Origin of the sequence: Mucilaginibacter rivuli, from assembly GCF_019391655.1 — a bacterium.
Lineage (GTDB): Bacteria > Bacteroidota > Bacteroidia > Sphingobacteriales > Sphingobacteriaceae > Mucilaginibacter > Mucilaginibacter rivuli.
On the sequence record NZ_JAHXPQ010000004.1, the window covers coordinates 196,281 to 222,054 of the forward strand.

The 25,774-nt window shown below is 44.1% G+C and carries 23 protein-coding genes; 17 read left to right on the forward strand and 6 right to left on the reverse strand.

All coding sequences use genetic code 11. The features are described from left to right. Positions 1 to 14 precede the first annotated feature (14 nt). Positions 15 to 1,592 carry a DUF3943 domain-containing protein gene (locus KXQ82_RS10740; protein ID WP_219488347.1) on the reverse strand — a complete coding sequence of 526 codons (1,578 nt, stop codon included), beginning with the start codon at positions 1,590 to 1,592 and terminating at the stop codon, positions 15 to 17. A 159-nt stretch (positions 1,593 to 1,751) separates the two neighbouring features. Between KXQ82_RS10740 and KXQ82_RS10745 the strand changes: the two genes are divergently transcribed. The 3 genes from KXQ82_RS10745 (at position 1,752) to rbp (ending at position 5,643) form a co-directional block, all read left to right on the forward strand. Continuing rightward, positions 1,752 to 2,348 (forward strand): TMEM175 family protein, encoded by a 597-nt coding sequence (locus tag KXQ82_RS10745; protein ID WP_219488348.1) that lies wholly within the window; start codon positions 1,752 to 1,754, stop codon positions 2,346 to 2,348. Positions 2,349 to 2,465: 117 nt separating this feature from the next. Then, entirely contained in the window at positions 2,466 to 5,282 is a 2,817-nt protein-coding gene (locus tag KXQ82_RS10750; RefSeq protein WP_219488350.1) for a DNA gyrase/topoisomerase IV subunit A, read from the forward strand. Between the two features lie 70 nt (positions 5,283 to 5,352). Further along, positions 5,353 to 5,643 carry an RNA-binding regulator gene (rbp, locus tag KXQ82_RS10755; RefSeq protein ID WP_219488352.1) on the forward strand — a complete coding sequence of 97 codons (291 nt, stop codon included), beginning with the start codon at positions 5,353 to 5,355 and terminating at the stop codon, positions 5,641 to 5,643. Between the two features lie 55 nt (positions 5,644 to 5,698). On the opposite strand, the gene KXQ82_RS10760 is transcribed toward rbp, so the two are convergent. Beyond that, on the reverse strand, positions 5,699 to 8,476 hold the full coding sequence (locus KXQ82_RS10760; RefSeq protein ID WP_219488354.1) for a glycosyl hydrolase: 2,778 nt from the start codon (positions 8,474 to 8,476) through the stop codon (positions 5,699 to 5,701). Between the two features lie 107 nt (positions 8,477 to 8,583). Here KXQ82_RS10760 and KXQ82_RS10765 point away from each other — a divergent pair, with 107 nt between their 5' ends. The 5 genes from KXQ82_RS10765 to KXQ82_RS10785 all read left to right on the forward strand — a co-directional run bounded on the left by KXQ82_RS10765 (position 8,584) and on the right by KXQ82_RS10785 (position 12,341). Then, on the forward strand, positions 8,584 to 9,207 hold the full coding sequence (locus tag KXQ82_RS10765) for a class I SAM-dependent methyltransferase (protein WP_219488355.1): 624 nt from the start codon (positions 8,584 to 8,586) through the stop codon (positions 9,205 to 9,207). An 84-nt stretch (positions 9,208 to 9,291) separates the two neighbouring features. Next, complete coding sequence (locus KXQ82_RS10770) at positions 9,292 to 9,498, forward strand: hypothetical protein (RefSeq protein ID WP_219488357.1); 207 nt, start codon at positions 9,292 to 9,294, stop codon at positions 9,496 to 9,498. Then, the gene (locus KXQ82_RS10775; RefSeq protein ID WP_219488358.1) at positions 9,488 to 9,814 is read left to right on the forward strand and encodes a type II toxin-antitoxin system RelE/ParE family toxin; all 327 of its coding nucleotides are present in this window, start codon (positions 9,488 to 9,490) and stop codon (positions 9,812 to 9,814) included. The genes KXQ82_RS10770 and KXQ82_RS10775 overlap by 11 nt, the downstream gene beginning before the upstream one ends. Then, a complete protein-coding gene (locus tag KXQ82_RS10780; RefSeq protein ID WP_219488359.1) occupies positions 9,814 to 11,511 on the forward strand; it encodes a carboxypeptidase-like regulatory domain-containing protein in 1,698 nt (565 codons plus the stop codon). The genes KXQ82_RS10775 and KXQ82_RS10780 overlap by 1 nt, the downstream gene beginning before the upstream one ends. Positions 11,512 to 11,618: 107 nt before the next feature. After that, entirely contained in the window at positions 11,619 to 12,341 is a 723-nt protein-coding gene (locus KXQ82_RS10785) for a DUF2490 domain-containing protein (protein ID WP_219488361.1), read from the forward strand. Here KXQ82_RS10785 and ypfJ read toward each other — a convergent pair. Beyond that, positions 12,338 to 13,192: a KPN_02809 family neutral zinc metallopeptidase gene (gene ypfJ / locus KXQ82_RS10790; RefSeq protein ID WP_219488363.1), complete on the reverse strand. Its 855-nt coding sequence runs from the start codon at positions 13,190 to 13,192 to the stop codon at positions 12,338 to 12,340. The genes KXQ82_RS10785 and ypfJ overlap by 4 nt on opposite strands. 52 nt (positions 13,193 to 13,244) lie before the next feature. Continuing rightward, positions 13,245 to 14,765, reverse strand: a complete 1,521-nt coding sequence (gene gltX, locus KXQ82_RS10795) for a glutamate--tRNA ligase (protein WP_219488365.1) — start codon at positions 14,763 to 14,765, stop codon at positions 13,245 to 13,247. Positions 14,766 to 14,932: 167 nt separating this feature from the next. Between gltX and KXQ82_RS10800 the strand changes: the two genes are divergently transcribed. The 3 genes from KXQ82_RS10800 to KXQ82_RS10810 are packed head-to-tail and all read left to right on the forward strand — an operon-like array spanning position 14,933 to position 17,080. After that, positions 14,933 to 16,153, forward strand: coding sequence for a sensor histidine kinase (locus tag KXQ82_RS10800; RefSeq protein WP_219488367.1), 1,221 nt, complete (start codon positions 14,933 to 14,935; stop codon positions 16,151 to 16,153). Then, positions 16,146 to 16,655: a DinB family protein gene (locus KXQ82_RS10805; RefSeq protein ID WP_219488369.1), complete on the forward strand. Its 510-nt coding sequence runs from the start codon at positions 16,146 to 16,148 to the stop codon at positions 16,653 to 16,655. The genes KXQ82_RS10800 and KXQ82_RS10805 overlap by 8 nt, the downstream gene beginning before the upstream one ends. Then, positions 16,652 to 17,080, forward strand: coding sequence for a hotdog fold thioesterase (locus KXQ82_RS10810; protein WP_219488371.1), 429 nt, complete (start codon positions 16,652 to 16,654; stop codon positions 17,078 to 17,080). Before KXQ82_RS10805 ends, KXQ82_RS10810 begins: the two co-directional genes overlap by 4 nt. Before the next feature lie 81 nt (positions 17,081 to 17,161). On the opposite strand, the gene KXQ82_RS10815 is transcribed toward KXQ82_RS10810, so the two are convergent. After that, a complete protein-coding gene (locus tag KXQ82_RS10815) occupies positions 17,162 to 17,548 on the reverse strand; it encodes a DUF6249 domain-containing protein (RefSeq protein WP_255563616.1) in 387 nt (128 codons plus the stop codon). Positions 17,549 to 17,750: 202 nt separating this feature from the next. On the opposite strand from KXQ82_RS10815, the gene KXQ82_RS10820 reads away from it, so the two are divergent. Together KXQ82_RS10820 and KXQ82_RS10825 are read left to right on the forward strand one after the other, a co-directional pair. Then, positions 17,751 to 18,332 carry an RNA polymerase sigma factor gene (locus KXQ82_RS10820; RefSeq protein WP_219488372.1) on the forward strand — a complete coding sequence of 194 codons (582 nt, stop codon included), beginning with the start codon at positions 17,751 to 17,753 and terminating at the stop codon, positions 18,330 to 18,332. Next, positions 18,329 to 18,829: a hypothetical protein gene (locus KXQ82_RS10825; protein ID WP_219488374.1), complete on the forward strand. Its 501-nt coding sequence runs from the start codon at positions 18,329 to 18,331 to the stop codon at positions 18,827 to 18,829. Before KXQ82_RS10820 ends, KXQ82_RS10825 begins: the two co-directional genes overlap by 4 nt. Before the next feature lie 319 nt (positions 18,830 to 19,148). On the opposite strand, the gene KXQ82_RS10830 is transcribed toward KXQ82_RS10825, so the two are convergent. After that, positions 19,149 to 19,337: a hypothetical protein gene (locus tag KXQ82_RS10830; RefSeq protein ID WP_219488375.1), complete on the reverse strand. Its 189-nt coding sequence runs from the start codon at positions 19,335 to 19,337 to the stop codon at positions 19,149 to 19,151. A 169-nt stretch (positions 19,338 to 19,506) separates the two neighbouring features. Between KXQ82_RS10830 and KXQ82_RS10835 the strand changes: the two genes are divergently transcribed. The 4 genes from KXQ82_RS10835 to KXQ82_RS10850 all read left to right on the forward strand — a co-directional run bounded on the left by KXQ82_RS10835 (position 19,507) and on the right by KXQ82_RS10850 (position 25,306). Continuing rightward, positions 19,507 to 20,826, forward strand: a complete 1,320-nt coding sequence (locus KXQ82_RS10835) for a carbohydrate porin (protein WP_219488377.1) — start codon at positions 19,507 to 19,509, stop codon at positions 20,824 to 20,826. A gap of 33 nt (positions 20,827 to 20,859) precedes the next feature. Next, a complete protein-coding gene (locus KXQ82_RS10840; protein WP_255563618.1) occupies positions 20,860 to 21,666 on the forward strand; it encodes a glutamine amidotransferase-related protein in 807 nt (268 codons plus the stop codon). A 78-nt stretch (positions 21,667 to 21,744) separates the two neighbouring features. Beyond that, positions 21,745 to 21,900, forward strand: a complete 156-nt coding sequence (locus KXQ82_RS20025; protein WP_219488380.1) for a FeoB-associated Cys-rich membrane protein — start codon at positions 21,745 to 21,747, stop codon at positions 21,898 to 21,900. A 43-nt stretch (positions 21,901 to 21,943) separates the two neighbouring features. Then, the gene (locus tag KXQ82_RS10850) at positions 21,944 to 25,306 is read left to right on the forward strand and encodes a trifunctional glycoside hydrolase family 18/polysaccharide deacetylase/glycosyltransferase family 2 protein (protein ID WP_219488382.1); all 3,363 of its coding nucleotides are present in this window, start codon (positions 21,944 to 21,946) and stop codon (positions 25,304 to 25,306) included. The last annotated feature ends 468 nt before the right edge of the window (positions 25,307 to 25,774 follow it).

The following is a 25,774-nucleotide window of genomic DNA, read 5'->3' on the forward strand; positions in this document are numbered from 1 at the left end:
TACCGCCAATCATTTTAATTGTACCTGCCCTTACGCTGCGGGTCTTCGAGAAACATGGTAAGGAATATCTTCTGCTCGGTGCGCACTGAAAATATACCCGGGAAGTTTTTCAGGTAACGGTCATCGTAATAAACAAAGTGCTCAAAACCTATGCTTAGGTTTTTGTAAAACGCTACGCTGATGCGCGGCCTTAAAATGCCAACATAGTTATTACCTGCCGGCCCAACAATGGTATGCATAATGTAGTAGTAATATGCCAGCGAACCACTGATGTGTTTACCAATGTTAAGGGTACTTTCAAATTTAGCTTCTATGCCGTCATTATAAGTATAATCCCGTATCTGCGATGTATCAGGCCCAAAACGGGTGCTGTTGCCCGCCAGTGGAACTAAAGCGACGTGCACATTGGTGTATAAATTGATGGATTTGCTAATGGGATATTTACTGATGACACCACCGCCAAAACCAACCGCGCCCAGCTCAAAGGTTTTATTATCCCAGTAATCATAATATTGGAAAGCCCCGTATAAGAATGAGAGTTTGCCAAAGTGTGCATTACCACCGAGCAAAACCCCGTAGCCTGTTATGTTATCTAATAATTTTCGGCCCGAGCCAAAACTAAATTCGGTACGGAACCTGAAAAAATCAAATGGTTTACGCCTGCGTTCCTCAAAGGGGTTACCATAATCAAGCTGGAGGTTCACAATGGCATCAGTTGGTCCGTAACCAAAAAAGGTTTTATCGTCGCTGTTTATTTTATGTATACCGCCGGTAAGCGTAATGTTCAAGGGCTCTTTTTGATACACCTCTTTATTGGTATGCCTGAAGGTTTTGCCTTGTAACAACCTGTTGAAGCCACGTACCGGATCTATCAGCCCGGCAAATATCTCGCGCACTACACGGTTGCCGCCTGTTGTGCGGTCGTCGAGGATATTTGAGCTAATGCGGTAAAATACCTCTCCTAAAAAAGCCCCGTTAATAGTTGTGTTTACTAAATCATTATAAGATGGCCGGGTATTCTCGCCAAAGTACTCCCACATTAAGCTGCCGCCAACGGCAAACGGAACAGCCTGTGCGTAACTATAGCCTTGCGAGCGCGCCTGGTTAAAATACATTGAGCCTGTGTAGGGGTGCGCTACAAAATTTACCCCAAAGCGGTCATCATCCCACTCCCAGCCTTTATCAAAATTATATTTCCAGGTGCCGGGCCCAATGCGCGAAAAATCGGCATTCAGTAGAAACCTGTCTATTGACCAGGTAAAGGCGTTAACGCCAAATACACCTAAGGCAGGTTTCCATATAGGGTACCGTTTGTTGTATACTTTATCATCATTCAGCAAATCGCCGTATTTGTTTTGGCGGGTGGTATCAACAAGCGGGCTTTTAGCCGGGGCGCTACCGGCTGCCGAATCGGAAAGGAGCACTTTCTTTATCTGCTTTATTTGTTTTATCTGCTCTTTTATCGGTCCCTTGCCGGGGATAATGGTATCAATGGGCGGTGCTTTTTGTGCGAAAACACTACTACCGTATAACAGTAAAAAGCATGATAAGTAAAATGTCTGCACATTATATTTGAGGTAGATATTCTTCATTTTGTTTTCGATCGGTTGCTGTTACAACTAACAAAAACTTCAAAGTGTTTCAATTGGGGGTAAATTTGTTTACATTAAGTTAACTTATCCCTATTATTTTCTCATCATTCATCAATATATCATATCTTTTTGCTTATTTCAGGGCAGATACTAATCCTCATGCACAAAGGCCGTTTAGAAGCATTTAGCGATGGCGTTATCGCTATCATTATTACCATTATGGTGCTGGAGCTTAAAGTTCCGGGGGAGCACAAGGATGATATACGGGATATAGTACCCTTGCTGCCAGTGTTTATGAGTTACCTGCTCAGCTTTGTTTATGTGGGCATTTACTGGAACAATCACCACCACATGATGCAGGCCGTTAAATCGGTTAACGGCGCTATACTTTGGGCTAATATGCACCTGCTGTTCTGGCTCAGCATGATACCTTTTGTTACCAGTTGGATGGGCGAGAACCATTTTAGTAAATGGCCCGTTATCCTTTATGGCTTAGTGCTCATTATGAATGCTATTGCCTATAGTATTTTGGTTATTATGCTGATAAGGCACCATGGGCACGAATCGTTGTTAGCCAAAGCTATTGGTGCCGACTGGAAAGGCAAATTATCTATTGCTATTTACGCTACCGCTATTATGCTGTCTTTCTTGAATCCGTGGCTTGGCGTATTACTGTACGCGGTAGTAGCAGTTATCTGGTTTGTTCCTGATAGCCGCATTGAACGTACCATAGTGCACGGCGAGCATCCCGAATAAAGGCCTTTTACGCACAGTTTATTCACGTTTGGGGCCAAATGTGCAAAAGTTTGGTTTACGGCATTTGCATTTATGCACTATCTTTACCCATCCACATATTTTTGAGGTTTTTAGAGAATGAGCGACGAACAAGAAAGCACTGAAAATAACGATATACTGCATAATACCATATCGCTCGATGGTTTGTACGAAAACTGGTTTTTAGACTATGCTTCGTACGTAATTCTCGACCGCGCCGTACCACACCTCTACGATGGGCTGAAACCTGTTCAGCGCCGCATACTCCACTCGCTGAAAGAGATGGACGACGGGCGCTTTAACAAAGCCGCCAACGTTATTGGTAACACCATGAAGTACCACCCCCATGGCGATGCTTCTATTGGCGATGCCATGGTGCAGATTGGACAAAAAGACCTGATGATAGATTGCCAGGGTAACTGGGGCGACCCGGTAACCGGCGACTCGGCAGCGGCACCGCGTTATATTGAGGCCCGTTTATCAAAATTCGCGCTCGAGGTTGCCTTTAACCCGGATACGACCATCTGGCAATCAAGTTATGATGGGCGTAACCGCGAGCCTATTACCTTGCCTGTTAAGTTTCCGCTGTTGCTTGCACAGGGTGCCGAAGGTATAGCTGTAGGTTTGGCTACCAAAATATTGCCGCATAACTTTGTAGAGTTGGTGGATGCTTCTATTGCATCGCTAAAGGGCGAACGGCCTAATTTGCTGCCCGACTTCCCTACAGGTGGCTTCGCTGACGCGTCGAACTATAACGAAGGCCAGCGCGGGGGCAAAATACGTGTGCGTGCCCGCATTATTGAAAAAGATAAGAAAACGCTTACCATTACCGAGATACCCTTCAGCACCACAACAGGTAGCCTGATAGATAGCGTGATCTCTGCCAATGACAAGGGCAAGATCAAGATCAAAAAGATAGAGGATAATACTGCTAAGGATGTGGAGATCGTTATCCACTTAGCGCCCGGTATTTCGCCCGATGTAACTATCGACGCGCTTTACGCCTTTACCGATTGCGAGGTATCCATATCGCCTAATACCTGCGTTATCCATAACGATAAGCCGCGCTTTATGAGCGTGAACGATATGCTGACCGAAAGTACACAGCATACCAAGCAATTGCTTAAAAAGGAATTGGAGATCAGGCTTAGCGAACTAAAAGAAAAGATATTCTTCAGCTCGTTGCTCAAAATATTCATACAGGAAGGAATGTATAAAAACCCTGCCTATGAAACATCGCAGAATTTTGAGGGCGTGGTAGAGGTATTGAATACATTGTTCTCGCCTTTCTTCAGCCAGTTTTACCGAACTATTGAGCCGGAAGACTATAAGCGCCTTATTGATAAACCGATGAGCAGCATCACCCGCTTTGACGTGAAGAAAGCGGATGAGCAGATGAAGACGTTGGAGAACGAGATCAAAGAGGTAAACCATCACCTGAAACACCTGAACGACTATACCATCGCCTGGTTCCAAAAACTGAAGGACAAATATGGTAAAGACCGTGGGCGCAAAACAGAGCTGCGTACCTTTGATAAAGTGGAGGCATCGCAGGTGGCATTGGCCAACGTAAAACTTTACGTTAACCGCGAGGATGGCTTTATAGGCTCGGGCCTGAAGAAAGACGAATTTGTTTGCGATTGCTCGGACCTTGACGAGATCATCGCTTTCCGCGAAGACGGCAAGTGTATCATCACCAAAGTGCAGGATAAGGTTTTTGTAGGTAAGGATATCATCCACGTAGGTGTATTTAAAAAGAACGACGAGCGCACCGTTTACAACATGATATACAAGGATGGCGCCAGCGGTACATCGTATATCAAAAGGTTCTCGGTAGTGGGCGTTACCCGCGATAAAGAATACGACCTGACCAAGGGGGGCAAAGGATCAAGAACATTGTACTTTAGCGCCAACCCTAACGGCGAGGCCGAAATTATCAATGTACAGCTTAAGCCACACTCAAAATTAAAGAAGCTGCAGTTTGATGAGAACTTTGCCGATATAGCTATCAAGGGCCGAGGTTCGATGGGTAATATTATTACTAAATACCCGGTTAAAAAAATAGTGCTTAAAACCAAAGGGGTATCTACTTTGGCAGGGCGCAAGATATGGTATGACGAGATACTAAAACGCCTGAACGTGGATGCACGCGGCAAGTACCTGGGCGAGTTTGACGGCGACGACCGTATACTCACCGTAATGAGCTCCGGCATTTACGAACTGACCAGCTTTGACCTGAGCAACCATTTTGATGATAAAATGATCAGGATAGAGAAGTATAACCCGGAGCAGGTTTATACCGTTATCCATTACGAAGGGAAGGCCAAAAATTACTTTGTAAAACGCTTTACTTTTGAGCCTGTAGCCATTGGTAAACCCACCAGCATCATCAGCGATGAAGCCGGCTCTAAACTGGTATTGATATCGGCCGCGGCACAGCCTGTTGCGCAGGTTGAAGTGCTGAAAGGCAAATCGCTCACACCGGAAACTACGGAGATAAATCTTGCCGATGCCATTGATGTAAAAGGCATGAAAGCGCAGGGCAACCGCTTATCGCCGCATGAGGTGAAAAAGATAGCGCTGATAGCCGAGCATGATGACGAGGAAGACGTACCCGACCCGGTTGCAGAGACCACGCTAAGCGAAGTAGTAGAAGCGGAAATACTGGATGAACAAGCCGAGCAGGAACTGCCAGGAACGGCGGATGAAGAAGAAATAGCTATTGCCGAAGCCGCCGTGGAAGTGGTTGCAGAAAAACCAAAGACAGACACTAAGCCGATACTACCAAAAGCCCCTGAGCCAGTGGCTGAAAAAGCACCGGAACCCGAAGCTAAACCTGCAAAAAAGATAGACTTTGAAATTACCAATCCTGATGATGTTGATATAGATGACAAAGGCCAACTGGGCTTGTTTTAGCAATAGAATTTAGCTACATATAACATTGCCGTGGCAATTGACCGGGCTTTTATGTGTACCTTTGTACCATATGAAAATTTTTATTGCAGGGCTACCTTTCCAGGTTGGAGAAGAAGAGCTCACAGCTGTTTTTAATGATTTTGGGCACGTAAAATCATTGCGGATAGTCAAAGACCGCGAAACAGGACAAAGCAAAGGCTTTGGCTTTGTTGAAATGACTAATGATGATGAGGCGCGCGAAGCGATTGAGAACATGGATGGAGCTGATTATTACGGTCGCCGCATATCGGTAGCCGAAGCTGAAGATAAGCCCCGCCCTGCAGGAGGTGGTTTTAAGCGTAATACTCAAAAGAGTTTTTAAGCAATTGAAAATAGAAAAGCCCCCGATAATAATTATCGGGGGCTTTTTTGTGCTCTTACTCTACCGGCGTTAAAGTTACCGGCCCCAGCAATCCCGATGGCATTACTTTCCATTTGGCGGCATCAAAGGGCTGGTAGTTAATATTCACAAAGTTGATCTCGTGGTAGTTTCTCCACTTCATGCCGTTTTGGTCCATGTACCGTACATGGTTGGCCATCAGGTTATCTACTTCAATTTTAATGGTGTTTTTACCCGGCTTTAACAAATGGCCTATACGGCGGCTGTAAGGTATGCTCCAGAATATACCTGCATCCTGCCCGTTGATATATACATGCGCGCTTTCGCAAACCTTACCCAGGTCGAGTACATAATCAGTTGCTTTTTTTGCAGGGATATTGAATGTGGTAGTGTACTCACCACTGCCCGAAAATGCCTGCGCTTTTGCATCGGCAGCGTCTGTCCATGATACCAGCTTGCTCATTTTTCGGTCTAAAGGCAACTCGGGGCCGCCTTTGGTAAAGTGCAATGCCCACTCTTTACCAACAGCTATTGGCGTACCTGTTTTTTCAATATATTTCCATTTGGCTAATTGAGCTGTTGGCGCGATAGCCGCTTTCAATATTAAAGCCTCTCCCGATCGTAATTGCACGTGTACATTGGTTTTACCATTAGCTGCCGTTGATGCCGCCATACCATACGTACCGCTTTGCGGGTCCATTATCAGTACCGATTTAGCCAGCACATTTAAAGGGATATTGCTATCAATAGTTTTTGACGTATGGTTAACAAGGTAATAATATTTGCCACCCGGTATTTCCCTGCGGATAAATTTAAGCCCGGTGGTAGTTAAGGCTTCGCCCTGAAGGTTTTTGTATGCCAGTGCTTTTTGTACATCATCGCTCAGCAATACCTGGCCGCTGCCGGTGATTGATTTTTTAACGTCGTTACCGGCATCGGTAAAGCTTAATCCATCCAATAAAGCTTTAAACTGGTTACGGCGTGCTTCAACATCATTTAAGCCGGGTACATCTTCGGGTAGTTTTTGAAAGATAACCGTAGCACCGTTTTTAGCCAGTTTAAGTATATCCGCTAACGTAGCAACAGGCATGTATTTACATTGCGGAACCACCAGTACCTTACGGTTTTGGGCTGCAGCTACCGTGCTGATCTCGCCGTTTACTACACTTGCGTTACTGAGGGCCTTATCCGAAATAAAATCGAACGAGTAGCCTGCCTTTTGCAGCGCCATTGATGTTTTGTAAAATTGTGTGGGGCGCAGCCATTCGTCGATACCGTGTATGGCCAGTTGCATATCCAACCCTTTGGTATTAGCCCAAACATCATATACCGGCCAGTAAATTATCAGTTCATTGTCTGACTTACCTGCCTGCAAAACCGACTGGCAGCGGGTAATGTAATTGTTAAGTCCCGGCAGGTGGCTCCACCAGCTGTTATCGGGTACAAAATTGGTTGATGCGTAAAACAGCCATCCCGGGAATTTGATATCATCGGGCGAGTAGGTAGTACCGTGAAAATACACGTGGTTAACCCCCGATAAAAACACCTGCTCCAGTTCGGGCTTGCATTGTGATAGTGAGCCTTTGAAATGTTCGGTTAACCAGGTAAATGTTTCGGATGTGGTATAGGGCTTACCGTTAACATGCCCGGCTGATGAAGCGAACTTGAGCATCATGGGGTCAGGGTCAACATTACGCACATCGGCGCTATCACGGCGCAGGCCGGGGATATCAAAATGGCTTGAGCCAAAGGTTTCACACTCGGGAATATCTACCGCGCCATACAGGTCGAGCAAATTGCCCGGCGAACCGTGTGATTGGTTACGTGTAAGGCTGCCGTATTTATGCGCCCAGTTTGTCCATGTAGTAGTAAAGTTATCCAGCAACATCTGGCTCATGGTTTCGCGGTAATCGCTCTTTACACGCGATATCGCTCCTGTGCTTTCGTTGCTTTGTAGTTCTTTCAGGTGCAGGCGCAGGTCATATCCGCGGCGGCGTAAAAACTCATCGAACATAACTGTTGACCAGCTTGCGCCATAAACCTCGTAGCTATCGTTAAAATACGAACCTATGCCCGGTGTTTTATTACCGAAAGCTTCATCAAACCTGTTTAAATAGGTAGTTACGGCTTGCTTGGATAAATGGTCCATTACATTGCCTTCGCCACCCGGGGCGGCGCGTTTAACTTGTTGTAATGTTTTGCCTGCATAAGCCGCGTATAGTTCCCATGTACCGCTTGCAGGTTTCCAGTTGAGTTTGCCATCGGCACCTACTTTATCTGTAATGTTAAGTACTTCGCCATTATCGCCATAAGCCGTAAGAGCTTGCAGCATTGCACCCGCTTTAGCTTGCTTAGGGTCGTTCACTAAAAAGCTTTCGTCGTACTTTTCCTGCCCTGCTGATATTTTATAAGATTGGATGATCAGTTTTCCGGCCGCGTTTTCAGATTTAATTTGCGGGCCGCCAAATGGCCAGCCTGTGCCGGTATTCATATCAACACCCATGTTCAAGGTTTTTGCTTTCTGAATGGTAAAGTCCAAAGCGCTCATCCATTGCGGCGACAGGAATTGCAGGTAACGGCTCTCATAACCAATGGCACCGTATATCGGGGTAACCTCAACCCCGCCAAAACCGGCCTGGTTGTACAGGGTTAATAACCTGTCGGTATTTTTATTATCAACGGCATTGCCCATCCACCACCAGCGTGTCCAGGGGTGCATTTCTTTTGTTGGCTTTGGCCAGATGGTAGTTGTTTGCGCTTGCAGGGTGTTAAGCGTAAAATAGCCTAAAACTAAAAGTATAGCGGTTTTTTTCATTAGTGAAGATTCTATAATTGGTATTACAAATATAGGTTACTGTGGCTATCAACTGTCATGCAGGATGCTGATTACAATCCCATATCTTTGTATCAACAGTAAAACTTATGCTACAAACACAAGATGCCTATAACGATTGGGCAAAAACATATGATACCGTTATCAATAAAACCCGCGACCTGGAAGCAGTGGCGCTCAAAAACATTTTAGGCGATGCTACTTATCAATCCATATTAGAGTTAGGTTGCGGTACAGGCAAAAACACTGCTTACCTTGCCGGGAAATGCGAACAATTGATAGCTGCCGATTTTTCGGAAGAGATGATGGTTGTTGCACAAGAGAAGATAAATTCTGTAAAAGTGACCTTTAAACAAGCGGATATTACCCAACCTTGGAGATTTGGCAAAGCCGACCTTATTACCTGCAGCCTGATATTAGAGCATATTGAAAACCTCGATCATATTTTCGCGCAAGCTACTAAAACGCTTAATCCCGGCGGGCAATTTTATATCTGCGAACTTCACCCGTATAAACAATTAGAAGGTAGCCGGGCTAAGTTTGAAAAGGACGGCGAATTGCACCAGTTAGCATATTTTGTTCACCATATATCCGATTTTACCACTGCGGCTCAACAATACGGCTTTATTTGTGATGACCTGCAGGAGTGGTTTGATGATGATGACAGGAGCAATACCCCGCGTTTGATCTCTTTTTTATTCGGGAAAGTTTAACCTAATTGATGTAGGCGTTACTGCTTAACGTTGATTTTGGCAGGAAGCTAACAAATGCTTATTTTTGAGTAAATCATTTCAATCATGAAAGTAATAGTTGATATAAAAGACAGCAAAGCATCCTTTGTAATGGAATTATTGGATAGCCTGCCATTTGTAAAAACTCAAACCATTACAGCATCAAAGGCTTTATTGATGAAAGAAATGAAAGAGGCCGTAGATGAAATTAAACTAATTAAAGCCGGTAAAAAACACGCCCGTAACGCCGATGATTTTTTAAATGAGCTTTAGTGTTAAAACTACCGACATTTTTGAAAAGCAAGCTAAACGCCTCATCAAAAAATACATTTCTTTAACCAAAGAATTGAAAGAACTTGTTCAGTCGCTCAAAGAAAATCCAGATCAGGGTAGTTATATTGGTAGTGGCTGTTACAAAGTGCGTTTGTCGATTGCATCTAAACAAAAAGGTAAATCAGGTGGTGCACGAGTGATAACTTATGTAATTACTCCGGATGAAATAGTTTATCTATTATCCATTTACGATAAGTCTGAAAAAGAAAACTTATCTCAGAAAGAACTTTTGGAATTATTAAAAGATATTTCCTAATGCGCAAAATCTACTCCCTGATTGCTTTGTTTTGGTTTTTTTCAAGCACGACGTTAGCGCAGATCATCGCTATATCGGGCAAAGTATCCGATAGTAAAACCGGATTGCCGGTAGCAGGTGCTACGCTTAAGATTGGCAGTACAGGCACAAGTACTGATAAAGGCGGTGGATTTAATCTCGTGCTCGAAAAATCGGTTATTGAACAACATGGGATTACGGTTACCTGTATTGGCTACCAAAAAACCTCGGTGGCTTATAAGGCCGATCATATTTACAACCTCACGTTAATGCCTGCTGTCAATACTTTATCAGGAGTCACCATCTCTAACGGCGAGAGTATCATTCAAAAAGCTATTCGTAAAATCCCGCTAAATTATCCCGTTAAGGATGTGATGCTGGAGGGTTTTTTAAGGATGTACCATATTGTGAAAGACTCGGTGGCCTACCGTCAATACTACAAAAACGACGCGGTGATAAAAATGCGTTATACGCCCTACACAACAAAAGAAGAGCCGCAGGTAGTATTGCTACAAAACAATGCCACACACCTCACTGATCTTAGCCTGGCTAAAGATACTTTGCGCTGGGTAAACAGCTACCTGGTGCCACATCGTACAGATATGGTGCATACCCGTACCTTTATATTAGCGGCTAACAGTGCCAAAAAATACACTTATGTTATTAACGGGAAAGATTGGGTAAATGGCAGCCGGGTATATGTGGTCAACTTTTTTTCGATGAAGCAAAACGACCAGGCGGGTACGCTATACATTGATACGGCCAGCTACGCCATCGTAAAAACAGAGTTAACACTTTACAATGTAAAAAGCCTGAGCGGGCTTGGGTTTAAAAAGAGCTATACGGTTAACTATAAAAAAATAAACGGCCGCTGGTACCTCGATCATGTAAAAGCGAATGCCGCCGCCAATCACAATGGGTTCGATCAATCGGCAAGTGTTGATTATAAAACCACGGCAATAGATAGTACGCGCATAGAAGATCCGGCTTATCACGAAGTGATACAAAACAGGAGCATGGATGTGAATGTTAACAACCCGGGCACCGCCGAAACGCAGGCTAAATATGCCGGCCTGTTCAAAAGTAGCACCGCCGACCCGTTGATGACGCAGATACCTACACCTGCTGTAGATACAACGAAGCGTGCACCAACTACCGGTACAAACACGATGAGAGGCATTTACAATTATCTCCGGAATGGAAACCTTCACCGTACCCTTACCATCAACGGATCGCCTTTTAGCCTTGCAGAAAACCAGCCACTTATTGGTAATAGCGTTGGTGATATTGCCAATTATTCTTTAGGAAACAGCTTGCAATTCAGGTTAAAAAAAGAGGTATTTTTTTCGGTCAGCTTTAGTTCCAATTTTGGCATTGGCAGTATTTGGAATACCGAACTGGCCACTTCATTTTTATATAACTTTCAGTTCAACAATGCCCATCGCCCTATTTCGGTTTCCCCTTCCTTGGGGTATTCTTATATTTCATTGTCGAAGGCAGGCACTTCTTATTATAATCAACACAGCCTGATACCGGGCATTGGTATTGCCATTGAACATAGTCATAACCTAAGCTATTTTATCCAGGCAAAATATTATGGCATTTTAAATTCACATAACCAAGGCATTTTGCTTACGCGGCAACTATTAGCGCCAACCATAGGGTTGATCTTTAAGTGAGCGAAACAGTAAAAAAAGTGCTGGATATCAAAAAGGTATTTTAAAACATCATTATTAAGTAATTATAAATTTTATATTTTCGCCGCATTAATTAACACTAAATTAATATGGGCAAAAATCTACGCTGCTGTTTGTTACTCCTGCTTTTATCGTCAAAAGCTATTGCTCAAAGTACGCCATGGGGCACATGGGGAATAGGCACTATAGTTTTACCCGGTGATAGCAGCCATAAGTGGGGCGGTTATACCGAGTTGCAGTTACGCGCAAACAATGTGTTTAGCAACTTTATGTATGATGAGGTAAAGGCAGGCATAAGTTATGATATTGACAAGAATTTTACCGCACTGGTAGGTACTGGTCGTTACACTACTTATGATTACCGCGACCTTGATCTGGGCCCGTTAACAACTGAAACCCGCTTATGGGAACAAATAACTACTACCCAGTTTTTATACCGTTTAAAATTAGAGCACCGTTACCGTGTGGAGCAGCGTTGGGTAAATGGTAATTACAGGAACCGTTTTCGCTACCGGATAAATGTTTTTATTCCACTCAATAAAACTAAAATAGAAGCAAAAACTTATTTCCTATCATTATTTGATGAGGTGTTTTTAAACAATGTGGAGCCTAACTTTGAGCGTAACCGCATATCGGCCGCTGCTGGTTACCAGTTTGACAGATCATGGATAGTGCAGGCTGGGTGGATCAATCAATACAACTATATCCCCAACCAAAGTAACGACAAAAACAACCTGATGCTGATGTTAATGTACCGCATAAACCGTAAGCACGGTGTACCACGCGAACACGTGCCAACAACGACGGATTAATTCAGGTCACTATCGGCAAAGGTATTGCCTTGCCGGATGTCGCCGGTATCATAACCTTTTTTGAACCAGTAAGCCCGCTGTGCGGATGTGCCATGTGTAAAGCTATCGGGCGAAACATGGCCTTGATACTTTGCTTGCAGCCTGTCGTCGCCAATGGCATGGGCGGCAACTAATGCCGAATCAATATCGGCACGCTTTATCATCACACCTTTGCTGATGCCTTTGGATACATAATGTGCCCAAAGCCCGGCATAAAAATCTGCCTGCAGCTCTAATTTTACTGATAGTTTATTAAAATCAGTTTCGCTCATGCTGCTGCGTGCCTGATCCATTTTAGCGGATATCCCTAACAGGTTTTGTACATGGTGCCCAACCTCATGCGCTATAACGTAAGCTTCTGCCGATTCGCCGGGGGCCTGGAACTTGTTGTTCAGTTCATCAAAAAAGGAAAGGTCCAGGTATACTTTCTGATCGGCAGGGCAATAGAACGGGCCCGTTGCCGAACTGGCAAAACCACAGCCCGAAGCATCAACTCCCTGCGAATAAAAATGTAAAGTGGGCTTTGTATACGTTTGGTTTTGGGCGGTAAAAATACTGTCCCAAACATCTTCGGTTGATGCAAAGATCACCCGGCTGAACTTTTGCTCCATATTTTGGTCTTCCGTTACCCGCGTATTTACCTGCTGGCTATCCTGCCCGCCGGAGCCTAATTGCGAAATATTTACCCCTGTAAACAGGTAAATAACAAAGCCAATTATCCCAACAATTCCGCCGCCAAGGGCTAAACCACGGCCGCCACTGCTGCTGCCCTGTTCTACATTATTGCTTTCGCGTCCGCCAAACCATTGCATATTTTACGTTTTAGTTAAATATGCAACAGTTATTATGGGCTGCTTGTTTGAACTATGCTGTAAAAGCTACCAAAGCCTTTTCAATACGGATAATAGTTTCTTCTTTACCCAGCAAAGCGACTATATCAAAAACATGAGGGCCAAATTTGCCGCCAACCAGCATAATACGGAAAGGCAGCATCACATCGCCAATTTTAAAACCTGTTTCTTCGCACAGGTATTTAAAATCTATCTCCAGTTGTGTGGCTTCCCAGTTTGGCAGTTCGGCATAGCGGGTAATTAAGGTGCCGAAGAAATCTGTTTTGGTATCCGTCCATTTTGGTTTTACAGCATTAAGGTCGTACTCTTTTGGCGTTTCAAAAAAGTATACGCTTTGCTGGTAAAAATCGGTTAAAAGTGTGCAACGGTCTTTAACAGTTTCAATGACTTTCAAAAGCAATTCATCATCGGCTATAGCCACACCTTTATCCTCCAAAACCGCTTTCACTTTAAGCTTTAAGCTTTCAGCGCTTAGCTTTTTTATCCACTCGGCATTGTACCATTTGGCTTTCTCAAAATCAAACTTGGCGCCCGATTTATTGATGCGCTCTATCGAGAATTTCTCCACCAATTCGGTAAGCGAAAATATTTCCTGATCTGTGCCGGGGTTCCAGCCCAGCATACCTAAAAAGTTAATGAAAGCTTCGGGTAAAAAGCCCATTTCGCGGAATCCCGGTGTGGTTTCGCCGGTAACCTGGTCTTTCCAATCCATGGCATATACCGGGAAGCCAAATTTGGCGCCATCGCGCTTGCTGAGTTTTCCGTGCCCATCGGGTTTTAATATCAATGGTAAGTGTGCCCATTGCGGCATATCGGCGGCCCAGCCTAAGTATTTCCATAACAAAATGTGTACAGGGGCAGATGGCAGCCACTCCTCTCCGCGGAAAGCGTGGGTTATTTTCATCAGGTAATCATCAACCACCACGGCTAAGTGATAGGTTGGCATACCGTCGGCCTTTAGTAATACTTTATCATCAACCTGGTTGGTCTCAAAAACCACATCGCCGCGTATCATATCGTTAAAGCGAACGCTTTCATCTTCGGGTACCTTAAGGCGGATAACATGTGGCACACCTGCATCCAATAAATGCTCTACCTGGCCCGTTGTTAGTGAGATAGAGTTGCGCAATTCGCTGCGGTGGAAATGACCATATTGAAAATTTGGCACTTCTTTGCGTTTGGCATCCAGCTCTTCGGGGGTATCAAAAGCATAGTAGGCATGGCCATGTGCTACTAACTTTTCGGCATACTCGCGGTAGATGGCTTTACGCTCGCTTTGGCGGTATGGGGCGTATTGGCCACCTGTATGCGGGCCTTCGTCGGGTGTAATGCCGCACCAGGCAAGGCAATCTAAAATGTATTGTTCGGCGCCTTCAACAAAGCGGGTTTGGTCGGTATCTTCAACACGTAAAACAAAAGTGCCACCTTGTTGCTTTGCAAACAGGTAATTAAACAATGCGGTACGTACACCACCAAGGTGCAAACCACCGGTTGGGCTTGGCGCAAAACGAACGCGGACTTTAGAATTGGACATAGGCGCAAAGATACTTTGGATTTCGAATTTCGAATGTTGGATTTCGAATTTATTTTGCTTAAAGACTGTATAGAATGTCACAAATTAAAATTAAAGGTCCTAAAAATTCGAAATTGAAAATCCGAAATTCGAAATAATGAGATATAAATAACTAATTTGGACTGCTAATGAATCCATACGAACAGAAACGGCGCTGGAAATATTTACTGCTTGCATTCGCGGTGGTAATTGCCTGTGGCTCGTTATTATATACCCGTTTTTTGGTAAAGGGCATTGCCCGCGCCGAACGTACCCGTGCGCAAGTATGGGCACTAAGCATGAAACAATTGTTCCAGATAGATGATAACGACTCGTATGTTTATGTAACATCCGTTCGCGACAGTTTATCGGTACCGGCTATTGTTGTTGATGAAAAAGGAGATTTTGTGACCGCTAAGGGTTTGGATTCTACCAAAACATGGATGCCGCAATCGGCCGATAACCAGCGTCCGGGTAAAAAGCCACTAAAATCCGATACATCATATTTCAGAGCGCAGCTCGATTATATGAAAAGCCAGCACGAACCGATCAGGATAAATACTTTTAGCAACCAGTATTGGCTGGTTTATTACCAGGATTCGGTATTACTTACTCAATTAAAGGTATTCCCTTATATCCAGCTATCGGTTATCGCGGTATTTTTACTGGTGGCTTATACGGCCTTCAATACTTCGCGAAAATCAGAACAGAACCAGGTTTGGGTAGGTTTAGCCAAAGAGACCGCGCACCAGTTGGGTACGCCAATATCATCGCTTATGGCATGGATAGAGCTGATGAAGGATAAGTTTAATGCCGAGGATGACCCGCTTATCGCCGAAATGGAGAACGATGTGAAGCGACTGGAGATAGTAGCCGACCGTTTTTCAAAAATAGGTTCGAAACCCAAGCTTGAACTGCACCCGGTTTATGCCGTGGTAAAGGATTATGTTGATTATTTTAAAGTCCGCGTAAGCAATAAAATACACTTTGAACTGGTTGGGGATGAAACTTTTGAAGCAGGTTTAAACATCCCGCTGTTTGATTGGGTGTTGGAAAACCTGCTAAAAAATGCAGTTAACGCTATTGACGAAACAGGGAACATACGGGTTGAAATATCTGCACATGCTACAAAGCGGCAGGTTTTTATCGATATCAGCGACACGGGTAAAGGGATACCCCGTTCAAAATTTTTAGCCGTATTTCAGCCCGGGTATACTACACGTAAACGGGGTTGGGGCCTTGGGCTATCGCTCACTAAACGCATCATAGAGAATTACCACAACGGGCAGATCTTTGTTAAAGACAGCGAAGTAGGCAAAGGCAGCACCTTCCGTATCATATTAGAAAACCAAACCACTTACCATGAATAAACCCGGGCCAGAAGAATACGTGCCATTTTATGCCACTTACATCAGCAAGGTAGGCAACGGCGATATCATTAAAATTTTGGAAGAACAAATGGAAAGCACTTACCAGTTGGCTAAAAACATGCCTGCCGATAAAGCCGGTTATGCCTATGCCCCCGGCAAGTGGACCATTAAAGAAGTATGGGGCCATATGGCCGATACAGAACGGGTTATGGCCTACCGTGCCCTGCGTTTTGCGCGGAACGATAGTTTGGAACTGCAGGGTTTTGACCAGGATGATTACATGACCTACTCCCGTTTTAACGAACGTTCGCTTGATGACCTTGCCGAAGAGTTTAAAACCTTGAGGCAGGCAAACATGTACTTGCTGAAAAACCTGAATGCCGAAGAAAAACAACGTGGCGGGCTGGCTAATGGCAATTATGTTACGGTAAATGCCTTGTTATACATTATTGCCGGGCATGAGCACCATCACATACAAATAGTAAAGGAGCGTTATTTATGAGCAAGCTATGGTTTGGCAACCCTACAATAGGCGATATTAACAATCGGCCTAAAAATCATATTGGCGCTTTAATTGGCATTGAGTTTATCGAAATTGGCGATGATTATATTAAAGCTACCATGCCTGTTGATGCACGGACACATCAACCTTTCGGTATTTTACATGGCGGCGCATCGGTAGTGCTGGCCGAAACCCTGGGAAGTATTGCATCAAGCCTGGTTATTGATCAGGAAAAGTATATGGCTGTTGGGCAGGAGGTAAACGCTAATCATTTACGCCCGGTAAAAACAGGCAAGGTAACGGGTATTTGTACCCCAATACATATTGGCGGCAAAAGTCATGTTTGGGATATTAAGATGTATGACGACCGTGGTAAAATGAATTGCATCAGCAGGCTTACGGTGGCGATAGTGGGGCGCATATAAAAAGAAGATAGTCGATAGTCCATAGACCATGGTAATACCAGGGAAAACTATGGACTATCGACCATGGGCTATGGACTAATATTATTCTTCCAGCCTGTTGTCCTTCTTATCGATAGTTTCTTTTTTCTCGATGCGGTATGAGGTGTATAAACCTAAACCGCCAAATATTGCTATTAATGAAAAATAAATAGCCGGGTTGTCAGGGTCGCCGGTGTGGTTAAGGTTTGCCATTAGGGTATGATCGAGTATGTTTGCAAGGAACAAGCCTAAACCCGCGCCCATTAACAGAAACGCCCATTTTAAATATTGAAATGGTGCCGGTTGCGATTTATAGGCCCTGGGGTCCATGCCGCGCTCTATCATGGCCATTCTTTCTTTTTTGTGTAAGTGTACAATGCCGAATATCATAGCGAAAAGGCTGATGGGTACCAGGATAGGTATCAGTAGTGCTAAATTGTGAGAGTCCATAGTTTTAAAATTAAAAAGTTTATATAAATAATGTTTTGTTTTTGTGTTATTTGAAAGCTATGACTACCTCATTTTTAAACAGGTTACACCGGGTTACAAAATAATTTCAAATTGATTTTACATCCTATATAAAAGGCTGCTATTAATTAATGTATATTTAAGTGTAACCTCAAACCGGATACACGCGTCAGAGATAACATTAATGCAAAGCAAGCTGACAGATATAGAACTGATAGAACAATCGCTGGCCGGTAACCAGGGGGCATACGCCATCCTGATAAAGCGCCACCAGCGGTTTGTATTTACGCTTGCCTTGCGTTTTGCCAAGAACAGAGAGGATGCCGAAGAGATTGCGCAGGATTGTTTTGTTAAAGCCTACCGTGCACTGGCTGGTTTTAGCGGGCAATCAAAATTTAGTACCTGGTTGTATACCATTGTTTATACAACGGCTATGACATTTTTGCGCAAAAAAAGGGTTGATACTACCTCTATTGATGATGAGAACACCTATATTCAACTGGAGAATCAATCATCGGGATTGGAGAATAATTTGGCCGAGCAAAAGTCGCGGTCGTATTATGTGAACCGCGCCATCGCGCAATTATTGCCCGATGATGCGATGATCATCACGATGTTTTATAAAGGGGAGCAATCATTAGAAGAAATAGCCGAAGCTATGAGCATGGAGGCTAATACCGTTAAGGTTAAACTATTCAGGGCGCGTCAGCGTTTAAAAGAAAAGTTGGAGCATACCCTTAAACACGAAGCAAAGGAGCTGATATGAATACGATAGAAGAAAAATTGTGGAATTATATTGATGGTACCTGCACCGCCGAAGAGCGAGAAAGTATTGCTACCTTAATAGCTACCGATGAGGTGTACAGCAAAAAATACAAAGAACTATTGTTGCTTAACGCTGAGTTTACCAATATTGAGCTTGATGAGCCATCAATGGCCTTTGCTTATAATGTGATGGAAACCATCCGCACAGAAAATGCCATGAAGCCGCTGAAAGCTACTGTCAACAAAAACATCATACGCGGTATCGGGATGTTTTTTGCATTTACCATTGTTGCGTTATTGGTGTTTACGCTTTCGCAGGTTAATTGGTCTGCCGGAGGTAACAGCGCGCCTGTTATTAATTTTACCATGCCTCAGTTACCCGGTTTGATCAGCAGCACTACAGTGTACGCTTTTTTATTCGTCGATTTGATATTGGGATTGTTTTTACTGGACAATTATTTGCGCAAAAAGCTGACAAATGCTACACCACAACAATAACTGTATGGCAAACGGAACATCATTGTAGTACATGCCTGACGGATAACTGCGATAAACTATCATACAGGTGTCAATAAAAGCATTCTTATATTAAAAACCACAAAGTTTGGCACAGCCCAACACGCTTTGGTACAGAAATTGTATTAAGTACAGCGAGTCGGTAAACTTACCGGCTTAATTGTGATAAGGTTTAGGTTGAAAGTCCCCCGGAGCAAGTCTGGGGGGCTTTTTGTTTTTTAGTAGGATGTTCTAAAAATAAAAAACCGGTTTACAATACAAAGTATCATAAACCGGCGTGTATTATAAAGTACGGTTAGTACTATTTATCTTCGCGGCCTTTAACCAGCACTTTTAAAAAGAAAGCTGCAGTTAGTAAACCAACCACACCGCCAATAGGGATATAGATAAATCCTTTTTCCAATACGGCGCCTGTTAGTAAACCAAAAAACAAACCGATAACGTAATACAGGTAATCGTAATTTTTTTCTTCTGTGTGCTGATGTTTCATATCTAAAATATATTGCAGCAAAAATAGTGATTAATTGATGTTTAGCAATTAATTTTTACCTGTTTTGAAAAAAACATTTAAAGCATTCCTGTCATACCAATAAAACAAAAGATATTTTTTTGTCTTAATCTAAAACCTGTGCATAATTTCGCAAATCATAATCGTTGCAATGAAAAAACACCTACTTTTTATTATAATAGCCCTATGCGGCATAAAAGCTATAGCGCAAGAGCATCCATGGCACCCGGCCGACTCGACAGAGAAATGGAACATGCATTTCCAGATGACGGTGATAGACCAAAGCCATACCGCATTTACCGCGCCCTACACAGGCGATAACAGCCTGAACCCGGCAGCCGAAGAAGCGCTCTCCATTACCACAACCTTATTTGTTGGCCGCAAATTGTGGAAAGGTGCATCGTTGTATTTTAACCCAGAGGTTTCCGGTGGCAGCGGGGTAAGTTCTGCACGGGGTATTGCCGGTTTTGTTAATGGCGAAACCTTCAGAATAGGCAGCCCTGCGCCAGCATTGTACTTAGGCAGACTGTATTATAAACAATATATCCCGTTGAGCGAGGACGAAGACTTAGTACCATCTGATGTAAATCAATTAAAAGAATACGTACCCAGAAAACGCATTGTGATAACCGCGGGCAAATTTGCCGTGTCAGACTTTTTTGATAATAACAATTACAGCCATGATCCGCGCAGCCAGTTTATCAACTGGAGCCTGATGAGCAACGGTGCCTGGGATTACGCAGCCAATACCCGTGGCTATACCGATGGTATAGTGTTAGAGTATGTTACACCAAAGTGGTCGGCCAGGGTGGCTGGTACTTTAGAGCCAAGCTATGCCAACGGCCCCGAATTTGATTATGATTACTTTAAAAGCTACAGCCAAACCGCCGAGATCACCAAAAATTTGGAGTTCAACAAGCATGAGGGCGCTATCAGGCTGTTACTTTTCAGGAATGTGACCAAAGCGCCCGCATACCGCGATGTAATACAGAACGACCCTACGCTGGATGTAATAAACGGCAAAAACTACGGCGGCGTAAAATATGGCTTCGGTATAAACGGAGAGCAGGAGTTAAATAATAATCTGGGTGTATTTTTCAGGATAGGCTGGAACGATGGTAAAACCGCTACCTGGGCCTTTACCGAAATTGATCAAACCATAAGCGCGGGCTTGAACTATACCGGTGCGCAATGGAAGAGGCCCAACGATGTTTTTGGCCTGGCAGGCGTTATCAACGGAATATCGGATGATCATCGCGCGTTTTTAAATGCAGGGGGCTACGGTTTTATTATTGGCGACGGTAAGTTACCACACTATGCTACCGAAAAAATTGTGGAAGCGTATTACAGTGCCCAGATCAATAAAAACCTGTTCCTCTCGGGCGATTACCAGTTTGTACAAAACCCTGCTTATAATACAGACCGTGGCCCGGTTAATGTGTTTTCTATCAGGGCGCATGTTGAATTTTAGCATCTTGGCTTAAATGATTATATTAGGCTCAATATGCGTGAGATAAAAGCAGCCATTATTGATCTGTACGATGATTATCCCAACCAGGCTATATCATCATTCCAACATATTTTAAAAACTTTTGGGGATGCCAATGGGATAAATATAAAGGCTGATGTATTCGACCTCCGCGGGAAAAATGAAGCTCCGGGATTAGATTTCGATGTATACCTATCAAGCGGCGGCCCTGGCAGCCCGATAGATAGCGAAGGCTCTGAGTGGGAAACCAAGTACTGGAAACTGGTTGATGATATTGACGCGCATAACCAATCGGAAGCATCCAATAAAAAGCACGTGTTTTTTGTATGCCATTCTTTCCAACTGTTATGCCGCAGGTATAAACTGGGCGATGTAAACCAGCGTACCAGCGAGTCGTATGGTATTATGTCGACTATTAAAACCGAAGCAGGTAAAGCCGACGATGTTTTTAATGGCCTGGCCGACAATTATTACATATTCGATTCGCGCGAGTGGCAGGTAGTTAACCCTGATATGCAACGCTTTAAAGAAATAGGCGCTACCCTGTTAACAATTGAACGGGAACGTACCAACCCAACGAACCCGCGCGCGTTAATGGCCATCAGGTTTAACCCGTATTTCATCGCTACACAATACCACCCCGAAGTTGACCCGGTTGATATGAAGGAACGCATGCTGACCGATGATTATAAAAACCACATGATTGAAGAGTACGGCATTGAAAAATACAACGAGATACTGGGAAACCTTAACCAGCCCGATAAACTACTGCTTACCTATAATACCATTATCCCACGGTTTCTGGCTGCAGCTATTGGTTAGGTGCCGGGCTAATTCAAAAATAAAATCAAATAATAAACGTTTTTGTATATAGTATCAGAATAGTATTAAATTTGTGACATGAATTTTCAATTAGCCATTGTTATTTTACTTTTTATTGCCGCCTTATTTTATGTTGGCAGGGTAATTTACAATAGTGTTTTTGCAAAAAAAGGCTGCGGATCAAATTGTAAATGCGGTGTCGATTTTTCCAATATCGATCAGGCCGGGAAATAATTGCACGTAACTCATTAATTTTGCCTAAAATTAAAAAGTATTAATGTCAGGTAAGCAGGTTTTTCAGGCCGATACCCCGGGAAGATGGACGCGTTTTAAGTGGTTAAGCCGGTTACTCATTGTATTATTAATAGCAGGCCTTATTGGCGCTGCAATTACCATTACATCGCAGCAATACCCATCGCTGCCCAACCTCAACTCGGCACCCAAAAAGTTATCTAAAGAAGAACTTGACGCCCTTAAGCATTCCAAAAAATTTAAGGATTTTAAATTACAGGAAGCTGAAATACAGGAGTTACGCCGCGATCTTAAACTGCACCAATTAAAGCACCCCAGCAATAAAAGCCGTATCAACGCCGGTTTTTACCGCCCCTGGGAAACGCAGGCCTATAACTCACTGATAGACCATATTGGCAAACTGGATATGATAGTGAGCGAGGGTTTTGTGATGACGCCCGGTAAAGATACCATCACGGCCCACCTTGATACGGGCCTGATGAAACTGAACAAAAAGTATAAAAAGCCTATCATCATTTCGCTTTCAAATTATATCAATGTAAATAATGTTTCTGGCTACCTTGATTCGAAGGATGTTTACCGGATTATCAAAAACAAAAAAAAGCGTACCATTTTCATTAACGACATTGCCAATAAGCTGGTTAAAAACCACTTGCAGGGCCTTAACCTTGAGTTAGAAGATATTAAAGACCGCGACGATGTAAATTATGTGGCTTTTGAAAAAGAACTTTACGCCACCCTGCACGAAAAAAAGCTATTGGTAACGCAAAATGTTAACGCTACCGATGATGGCTATGATGTAGAATCATTACAGGAATTTAATGATTACCTGTTCATCTTCGCGATAGACCAGCACACCGAATCGAGCAACGCCGGCGATATATCAGATCAGCGATGGGTGGAGCAAACATTAGATGATGTTTGCAGCCAGGTGCCCAGCGAAAAGATAATTTTAGTAGTTGGCGCTTACGGGTACGACTGGCCCGAAAATAGTATTGGCAAACCGATGTCATACCAGCAAGCCATCAGTACCGCGCATGAGCACTCGAGCAAAATATCATATAATAAACAATCGGGTAACCTGAGCTATAAATACCTGGCGCAGGATAGTATAACCCACTCGGTGTTTTTTACCGACGCGATAACCAATTTCAACATCATCCGCATGGCCGATGATTGGTCAACAGGCGGAATAGCGCTTTGGCGCATAGGTACCGAAGACCCGCGCCTGTGGAGCTTTTTTGATAAGAGCTTATCCATCGATTCGTTACGCAAAACAGGGGTGGATAAGCGAAAGCTGGAAACCGTAGGGCTTAACGACCGTATTGACTACTCGGGCGATGGCGAGGTACTCGACCTGGTATCTGTACCCGATACAGGCAAGATCGTACTGAACCTCGACCCTAAAACCTTTAAGTTTCTCGATCAGCTTTACGTAAAGCTGCCTACCAAATACCAGATACGTAAATACGGTTACGCCCCAAAAAAGATAGTACTTACCTTTGATGATGGCCCCGACCCTGATTTTACGCCACGCATACTTGATATTTTAAAACGCGAAAATGTACCTGCCTCATTTTTTGTAGTAGGCGCCATGGTTGAAAAGAATATACCCCTGCTACGGCGGGAGTTTGAGGCAGGCTACGAAATTGGTAACCACACGTTTTTCCATCCTGATGTATCGGCCATAAGTTTGAAGCGGGTTAAACTGGAGTTGAATGCCACGCGTAAATTGATAGAATCCATTACAGGGCGTAGCACTATACTGTTCAGGCCGCCGTTTAACGCCGATGCTGAGCCGCAAACCGTTGCCGAGGTATTACCGGTAGCGTTGAGCCGCGAAGAAAAATACATTAATATTGGCGAATCGATAGATCCGCATGATTGGGAGCCTGGCGTTACCGCGGATACCATATTGGCACGCGTTATTGCGCAAAAAGATGCCGGATCGATGTTGTTGCTGCATGATGCAGGGGGCGATACCCGCGAAGAAACGGTAAAAGCTTTACCAGGCATTATCCATTTTTTTAAGAGCCACGGCTACCAGTTTACCACCATTGCCGAAGTATTAGGTAAAACCAAGGCCGACCTGATGCCGCCCATCAGCGATGATGCCGACAGCGGTATTGTGGGTACGCTGTACAGCATGATGATCATGAGCGTGTTTTATGGCAATTGGTTTATGCTGTACCTCTTCTTCTCGGCTATATTTTTGGCGGTGGGCCGGATAGTGCTCATCGGTATTTTAGCATCACGCCAATACAACGAAAATAAAAAGGAAACTGCCGACCGTTTGGCCGAAGCGGTGCTATACCCGGTAAGCATCATCGTACCTGCGTATAACGAGGAGGTAACGGCCATCAAAACCATCGAAAGCTTGCTGCATACCAAGTATGATAACTTCGAGATCATTTTCATTGATGATGGATCGAAGGATAAAACATTCCAGGTGGTGAGCAAAGCTTATGAGGGGCACCCTAAAGTAAAGATACTCACCAAGCCTAACGGCGGCAAGGCCACGGCGCTAAACTTTGGTATTGGCCATGCCACGTACGATTTTGTGATCTGTATTGATGCCGATACGCAGCTGAAAGACGATGCTGTGTACCACCTGATGACCTATTTTAGCGATGAGGAAATTGGCGCGGTAGCGGGTACGGTGAAGGTAGGTAACGAGAATAATATCATCACCAAATGGCAGTCTATCGAATACATTACGGCCCAGAACATGGACCGCCGGGCCTTCGACCTGATCAATAGCATTACCGTGGTGCCGGGTGCTATCGGGGCCTTCCGCAAAACGGCTATTAACAAGGCGGGGGGCTTTACTTACGATACCCTGGCCGAAGATTGCGACCTGACCATGCGTATATTAAAGCAGGGCTATATTGTGCGCAACTGCGCCGATGCCATTGCCTATACCGAAGCGCCGGAATCGATAGAGATGTTGCTGAAACAGCGTTTCCGCTGGAGCTTTGGCGTGATGCAGAGCTTCTGGAAAAATAAGGACGCGCTGTTTAATAAAAAGTATAAGTTTTTCGGGATGGTGGGCATGCCGAATATCCTGATCTTCCAGATCATTCTGCCGCTGTTTTCGCCCCTGGCCGATCTGATGATGCTTTTGGGCATGCTGGGCGACCACCGCGAAAAGATCTTTATTTATTACGTAGCCTTTGTACTTATCGACTTTGCCGTGGGCGCCATTGCCTTCTGGATGGAGAAAGAGGATTACAAAAAGCTCATCTACATTATTCCGCAAAAGTTTGTGTGGCGCCAGTTAATGTATTATGTGCTGTTCAAATCTATCCGCCGTGCTGTTAAGGGTGAGTTAAGTGGTTGGGGGGTGTTGAAGCGTACAGGGAATGTGACGGCGCAGAAGGGGAAGTAATGTTTGGGTTTTGCGTAATTGACCTGCATGTTGGAGCCGCTATGGCCGCGGCGGGCCTTTGTTCTTTTTCTTGATAAAAAGAACCAAAAATCAAGCCAGCAAAGAGGCTTCTTTCGCACAGGCCAATCCGCACAAGCCGGGAAAACCTGGGCTGCAACCTTTTGCCCCCGCTTCGCACACTCTTGACCTACGCTTCAGGCAAAAATTGCTATGCCCTGCAGCCGCACAAGGCCACCATTGTTTTCCCCGCTTTTGGCCGAAGCTTTTTTGCTGACCGCTAACAGGATATAATAAATAAGCTTTTGTTTTAATTCCCCTCTTGAGAGGGGCGCGGGTAAGCATGGCGCGATGGCGGGGTGTGTTATTTGAAGCGAGTCGCTTTGCAGGACACACCCCCAACCCCTCTCAAGAGGGGTTGGGGTGTGGTTTAACCAAACAATTCCTTCAAAACATCATTTGCATATATGC